Origin of the sequence: Yoonia sp., from assembly GCF_036770585.1 — a bacterium.
Classification (GTDB): domain Bacteria; phylum Pseudomonadota; class Alphaproteobacteria; order Rhodobacterales; family Rhodobacteraceae; genus Yoonia.
This window is the reverse complement of record NZ_DAIPIW010000101.1, coordinates 1-6,783: the sequence shown is the minus strand read 5'-3', so window position 1 is coordinate 6,783 and position 6,783 is coordinate 1. Positions and strand designations below refer to the sequence as shown.

Sequence of the window (6,783 nt, the reverse complement as noted above, 5' to 3'; positions counted from 1 at the left end):
ATATCGGCGGGTCGAACGCCGCCTTCGCGCTGGATTTTCTGGCAAAAGAGGCCATTCCCTGTCTTGCGAAAAGTGTCGGGGGCACCGCGGCACGGCGCGTGCAGTTTCACCCCACGACCGGTGCGGCGCGCCAGATGCAGATCGTCGGCCCGGCGCCAGAGGTGCTTGAGGCACCCGTCAAACCCGCGCCCGTTGAAGGGATCACGCTTTTCTGACGGATGGCGGAACCGCTTGCTGATGCCCGGGGGCCTCGCATCGTTGACACTGCCTTGCATGGACATGGTGCAGGTTCCGCGCTGATCCGCCCCGTTTCTGCGGAATGGCACGGATCAGGCACCGGCCGCCGGCAAAACAAGCCCGGGGCCGTTCGCCGTGCGGGCCCAAGCGATGATCGGCGGTCAAAGCCCTTACGGACAAGACCGCGGCATGAAGCGCGACAACACCCCTACCCCATTGCCTGTAACCGCTTGAGCAAGGAAGAGGTATCCCAGCGGCCACCGCCCAGCTTCTGGACGTCCTTGTAGAACTGATCGACCAGCGCCGTGACCGGCAGGCTTGCGCCGTTCTCATTCGCGGTCGCAAGGCAAATCCCGAGGTCCTTGCGCATCCAGTCAACGGCGAACCCGTGGTCCCATGTGTCATCCAGCATGGTCTGATAGCGGTTCGACATCTGCCAGCTGCCTGCCGCGCCCTGGCTGATCACCTCGACCACCGCGCGGCCATCGAGGCCGGCTTTCTGCGCGAAATGCAGCGCCTCGGACAGGCCCTGCACCAGACCGGCGATCGCGATCTGGTTGCACATCTTGGTCATCTGCCCCGCCCCGCTTTCACCGATCCGGCGGCAGAGCTTGGCATAGGCGGCGATCACGGCCGCGGCGCGGTCATAGTCGGCCTGCGATCCGCCGCACATGATCGAAAGTTGCCCGTTCTCGGCCCCAGCCTGCCCGCCGGACACCGGCGCATCGACAAAGCCGATCCCGCTTTCGGCGGCAAGATCATGAAGCTCGCGCGTCACCGCTGCCGAGACCGTCGTGTGATCGACAAAGAGCGTGCCCTTGCCCATGCCGGCGAAGGCGCCCCCCTCGCCGATGCAGACCGACCGCAGATCATCATCGTTTCCGACACAAGCGAGAACCATCTCGGCCCCAGCGGCGGCCTTGGCCGGTGTCGTGGCCATTGCCCCGCCGTATTGGGCGACCCAAGCTTCTGCCTTGGAGGTCGTCCGGTTGTAGACCGTCACCGCATGACCGGCGGCCTGCAGGTGCCCGGCCATCGGATAGCCCATGACCCCCAGTCCCAGAAATGCAAGTTTTGCCATCGTCGCGATCCTTTGCTTCAGCGTCCCGCCTGCAACCTAGTGCGCGATTTCCCACGGGATAGTGTAGGCGTTCAAGACCGAACCGATCTCGTCTTCACTGACCGTTCCGGTCTTCGCGATATGGGCGACCAGACCGCGTTTCTTGTCCTCGGTCACTTCGCTGACCTCGGCGGCGACACCGGACAGGGCCTCGTTGAAAATGCGGGTGATGGCGCGCTTGCGCAGGTCGGGCTTGAAGATCTTGCCAACGGCGGTCTTGGGCAGTTCCGCCAGAACCTCCAGATGCTTGGGGTGGGCTGCCCGTTCGTGGATATGGGCCTTGGCGTAGTCCAGCAACTCTGCCTCGGTCACCTCGGCACCGGCGACAAGCTCGACATAGACACATGGCACCTCGCCCGCGTGGGCATCGGGCTGGCCGACAGCACCGGCAAAGGCCACGGCGTCATGACCGGCCAGCGCCTCTTCGATCTCGGCGGGATCGATGTTGTGGCCGCCGCGGATGATCAGGTCCTTGGCGCGGCCCGTGATCCACAGATAGCCGTCTGCATCCTTGCGCCCCAGATCGCCCGTCCGCAGGTATTGCGTCTGCGACTTGTCACCGGGGCGGTAGAGATCGACGTTCTTGTCCGGCTCTGTATAGGTGTCGCCATCGGCAACGCCCGGATTGGCCACGCAGATTTCGCCGATTTCGTCGATGCCCAGTTCCTTGCCCGTCGCGGACGAGATGATCCGCACGTCCGTATAGGGGAAGGGAAGCCCGATCGAACCGACACGCTTTTCGCCTTCGGGCGGGTTGATCGACACAAGGCAGGTCGCCTCGGTCAGACCATAGCCTTCGCAAATGGTCACGCCTGCCGCCTTTTCGAACCGGCGGTAGAGTTCCAGCGGCAGCGGGGCGGACCCGCAGAACGCCAGTTTGAGCGACGAGATATCGGCATCCACCTTGCGCTGCATCAGCGCGGACATGGCCGTGGGCACGGTGATCATGAAGGTCACCTTGTGCTTTTCGACCAGCTTCCAGAAGTTGTCGAAAACCCCCTCGCCGCGATAGCCTTGCGGTGTCGGCAAGACGATCTGCGCCCCAGAGCCAAGCGAGGCCCCCAGCGAGACGATGGTCGCAAAGACGTGGAACAGTGGCAGCGGGCAGATCTGCACGTCTTTCTCGGTAAAGAGCAGCCGGTCGCCCAGCCATGCGTTGTAGATGATGCCGGAATAGCGGTGCTGCACGACTTTGGGCATGCCCGTGGTGCCGCCGGTGTGGAAATAGGCGGCGACGCGGTCGGCCTTGCTGTCCTCGAATGTCAGCGTCTTGGGCTGGCGTGCCATTTCAGTGGTGAAATCAAGCACCTTGGCCTTGTGGGTGACAGGGTTCTTGGGCCGGATCAGCGGCACGATGAACTTCTTCAGACCGGTCAGGTAGCGCAGCAGATCGACCTCGACCACATGGGTCACGTTGGGTGCAAGGCGCACCGCCTCGGCCGCCTTTTGGGCGACGTCGGTCTTCGGGAAGGCCTTCAGCGTGACCAGAACCTTGGCCTTGGTTTCGCGCAGGATGGCGGCGATCTGCTCGGCCTCCAGCAGCGGGTTGATCGGGTTGACGATACCCGCAACCTGCCCGCCGAGATAGGTCAGGACCGTCTCGGTCGCATTGGGCAAAAGATAGGCGACAACGTCCGTCTCGCCCACGCCAAGCGCGCGGAACATATTGGCCGATTGCGCGGTCTTGTCCCGCAGGGTGTTCCAGTCCAGCGTCTCGCATGGGGCGTTCGGGTCCGACAAAAGGCTGAAGGTGGTCGCCTTGCGTGTCCCGAATTTTGCGGCCGTCCGGCTGAGCAGGCCGAATGTGGTGACGGGCTTTTCACGCGCCTCCCACGGCTTTTCGTTTTCGATAGCGTCACGGTCTGCGATGGTCGCAAAGGCCATGGTTTTCCTCCCCGGTTCTCGATTGCCGCGCAAGCGGCCTCCCTGTCGGGGCAGGTTGATCAAGAAAACCGCGGATCACAAGTCTGACGCTGCGAAAAACACGCGAAGCCTATTCGGCAGCCAGCCCTTCGGTGAACTGCAACCGCGCAAGGCGGGCGTAAAGGCCACCCTGCGCGACAAGGGCGTCATGGGTGCCCTGGGCGACGATCTTGCCGTGTTCCAGCACGATGATCCGGTCGGCCTTCTTCACGGTCGCAAGGCGGTGGGCCACGATCAAGGTCGTGCGGGTCTTGGCCAGATCCTCGACCGCGCGCTGCACGGCGTATTCGCTTTCGGCATCCAGCGCGCTGGTGGCTTCGTCCAGCAACAAGACCGGCGCATCGCGCAGAATGGCACGGGCGATGGCGATCCGCTGCTTCTGGCCCCCCGACAGCATGACGCCCCTTTCGCCGACATAGCTGTCATAGCCATCGGGAAGTGCGGTCAGAAAGTCATGGGCGGCGGCGGCCTTGGCGGCCATTTCGACCTCAGCATCGGTGGCATCGGGCCGGCCGAAGCGGATGTTCTCGCGCGCGGTATCGGCGAAGATCACCGGGTCCTGCGGCACAAGGGCGATGTGCTTGCGGAAGTCGGAGCGTTCGAGATCGCGCAGGTCCACACCGTCAAGTTTCACCGCGCCGCCTTGCGGGTCATAGAACCGCTGGACCAGCTGGATGATCGTCGTCTTGCCCGCACCGGACGGGCCGACAAGCGCCACGGTCTCGCCCGGGGTGATGTGCAGGTCGATCCCGTCAAGCGCCGAGACATCGGGGCGCGACGGATAGTTGAAATACAGGTTTTCGAAGGAAAGCGCGCCCTTGACCGGCAAAGCGAGCGTCTTGGCCGCAGCGGGGTCCTGCACGGAATCCTCGATCGTCAGCAATTCGACCAGACGCTCGGTCGCGCCGGCGGCACGCTGCAATTCGCCCCAGACCTCGGCCAGGGCCGCCACGGCGCCGCCGACCATGATCGTGTAGATCATGAACTGGACCAGCCCGCCTTCGGTGATCTCGCCGCGGCTGACATCCTCGGACCCCATTTGCAAAAACAGGACGATGGCGGCGAAAACCATGAAAATAACGATCGCCGTCAATGCGGCCCGTGTCAGGATACGCCGCCGCGCCGATCTGTAGCTTTGCTCGGTGACCGCGTCGAATTTCGCGCGGCTGAGGTCTTCGTGGGTGAAGGCCTGCACGGTCTGGGCGGAGAGAAGTTGTTCGGATGCGTCGCCACTTGATTCCGCGATAAGGTCCTGATTTTCCTTAGACAGGCTGCGCACCCGCCGCCCGAGGAACATGATCGGAAAAAGCACCACGGGGATCGGCCAGAGGACCATCACGCTCATCTTCACGGAGGTCAGCAGCATCAGGATGACACCGCCGATGAAGATCAGGATGTTGCGCAGCGCGATCGAGGCGGAACTGCCGATGACCGACAGGATCAGCGTGGTATCAGTGGTGATCCGGCTGAGCACCTCGCCGGTCATGATCCGTTCGTAGAAGGCGGGACTCATCGAGATCATGCGATTGAAAACGGCCTTGCGGATATCGGCGACCACGCGCTCGCCCAGCCGCGTGACAAGGTAATACCGCAGCGCGGTCCCGAAGGCCAAAAGCACCGCGATGGTCAGCATCAGCCGGAAGTTCTGCCCGATCTCGGCCGAGGAAAGCCCGAAGGTATCGACGACCAGCCGCGCCGCAATCGGCAGCGACAGGGCCACCGCCGCGGTAAAGACTAGGGCGAAACCGGCCCCGAAGAGGTTGGCGCGATAGGGCTTGATGAAGGGCCAGAGCGCGCGCAGGGCGCTGACACGCTTGCCGGCGGGGCGGTCCTCTGGTCGGGTTGTCTGCAGATCCGCCATGCGTGGTCCTTATGGTGTTTCACAGGACATAAAACTGTAGCTGCCATTGCACAAGCCAAGTGGCGGAATTCGCGATAGTCACTTTGGCATAAGGGTCTGGAGCGGGCGACGGGAATCGAACCCGTATCTCTTGCTTGGAAGGCAAGGGTCTTACCATTACACAACGCCCGCGAAGACAGCCGTTAGGTAGTGAAGCTGCGGATTGAGGTCAATAGCGGTTTTGCGGGGGCGGCAGCGGCGCGCGGGGGGCGGAAAGCGTTCATTTCATGGGGGATTGTCGGGGTGAACCCTGACCTACACGAAAGATTAACCAAGAGCATGCATCGTTTGCCCATGTTGGATTATCGCCGCCCCGTTGTCGCCGGTGCATGTGTGTTCTTGACGGTCAACCTTGCCGATCGGCAGTCGGACTTGCTTGTGCGTGAGGTTGGTGCGTTGCGGCAGGCGGTGGCCGAGACGCGGGCCACGCGCCCTTTCGCGGTGGATGCCTGGGTGGTGTTGCCCGATCATTTCCACTCTGTATGGCAGTTGCCGGAGGGCGATGCCGACATCGCAACGCGGGTCGCAGCGATCAAAGCGCGGTTTTCCATGGCGGTCCGTAGGTCGGGGTTCACCCCGACAAGCCACCCGAACCGCCACGGCGTCAAAGCGGGCCGGTCGCGCACAGGCGGCCGCTTCCGCGACGAAGCCCCGATTTGGCAGAAACGGTTTTGGGAGCATCATATCCGCGACGACGCCGACCACGCCGCGCATGTCAATTATTGTTGGATCAATCCCGTGAAACACGGTTTGGTCGATGATCCGGCGAAGTGGCCATTTTCGTCGTTCAACGCGGAGCGCGCGTAGGTCGGGGTTCACCCCGACATCGTGATTGCCGGACCGTCGGATTTGAGCGTAACACCGTAGGTCGGGGTTCACCCCGACATTCCACCCCATCCGCCAGCAGGACGCCGGGTCACGGCGAGCGGATTGCGCCGTATGCGTTTTGTGGAACCGTTGGGATTTCAGCGCAACACCGTAGGTCGGGGTTCACCCCGACATTCCACCGTATCGGATTGCAGGACGTCGGGTCGCGGCGAGCGGATTGCGCCGTATGCGTTTTGCGGAACCGTTGGGATTTGTCGGGGTGAACCCCGACCTACGGGTACCTCAAACGTGCGGAGCCCTGTCGCGTGAGCTGCCCGAACAAGCCCGGGCGACAATCCGATTTCAAGGCTTCGTTGGTGGTGCGGCCCGAGCATTCCGCACGATCTCAACAATTTGCTTATCAAGTTCAAGCATCTCAAGCGAGTGAATTGGCTTTAGACCAATTCCTAAAATCTTTCCATTTTGGCCCGCTGCAAATCGACCACTCAACTCCTGAAAGTAGCGATACTCCGGAATGAAGTGATTTGATGAGGACTTGTTGGCGCACTGGTAGACACTGTGCGCAACAAGGTCAGCGATCTTGAGCAGTGGTTCTTCATCCTTTGCGCGATGACTAATTGAAAAAGGGTTAAACTCCGACAACACTTTCGATTCTGGATAAATTGGGTTCTGCTTTACCTTGCCAAGAAAGCGGATCATGGCATCGTAGTCATGGTTTCGACTGGCTCTGTTGCACAAATCACGTAAGGGATTCATCTTGTGAATCCAGCATGGT

Annotated in this window: 5 protein-coding genes, 1 tRNA gene and 1 pseudogene; 2 read left to right on the top strand and 5 right to left on the bottom strand. The window is 62.0% G+C overall.

The window, feature by feature from the left end; translation table 11 throughout:
- Positions 1-215 (top strand): annotated as a pseudogene (locus V7N12_RS13105) (chemotaxis protein CheD); the annotation flags it as partial.
- Between the two features lie 230 nt (positions 216-445).
- On the opposite strand, the gene V7N12_RS13100 reads toward V7N12_RS13105, so the two are convergent.
- The 4 genes from V7N12_RS13100 to V7N12_RS13085 all read right to left on the bottom strand — a co-directional run bounded on the left by V7N12_RS13100 (position 446) and on the right by V7N12_RS13085 (position 5,312).
- Positions 446-1,318: an NAD(P)-dependent oxidoreductase gene (locus V7N12_RS13100; RefSeq protein ID WP_333715066.1), complete on the bottom strand. Its 873-nt coding sequence runs from the start codon at positions 1,316-1,318 to the stop codon at positions 446-448.
- A gap of 36 nt (positions 1,319-1,354) precedes the next feature.
- On the bottom strand, positions 1,355-3,241 hold the full coding sequence (locus V7N12_RS13095; RefSeq protein ID WP_333715065.1) for an acyl-CoA synthetase: 1,887 nt from the start codon (positions 3,239-3,241) through the stop codon (positions 1,355-1,357).
- Between the two features lie 109 nt (positions 3,242-3,350).
- Positions 3,351-5,141: an ABC transporter transmembrane domain-containing protein gene (locus tag V7N12_RS13090; protein ID WP_333715064.1), complete on the bottom strand. Its 1,791-nt coding sequence runs from the start codon at positions 5,139-5,141 to the stop codon at positions 3,351-3,353.
- Positions 5,142-5,238: 97 nt separating this feature from the next.
- A tRNA-Gly gene (locus V7N12_RS13085) sits at positions 5,239-5,312 on the bottom strand.
- An 18-nt stretch (positions 5,313-5,330) separates the two neighbouring features.
- Between V7N12_RS13085 and V7N12_RS13080 the strand changes: the two genes are divergently transcribed.
- Complete coding sequence (locus V7N12_RS13080) at positions 5,331-5,987, top strand: REP-associated tyrosine transposase (protein ID WP_333715063.1); 657 nt, start codon at positions 5,331-5,333, stop codon at positions 5,985-5,987.
- A 363-nt stretch (positions 5,988-6,350) separates the two neighbouring features.
- Here the strand turns inward: V7N12_RS13080 and V7N12_RS13075 are convergent.
- The coding region (locus V7N12_RS13075; protein WP_333715062.1) for a hypothetical protein at positions 6,351-6,783 on the bottom strand (433 nt) is incomplete at its 5' end.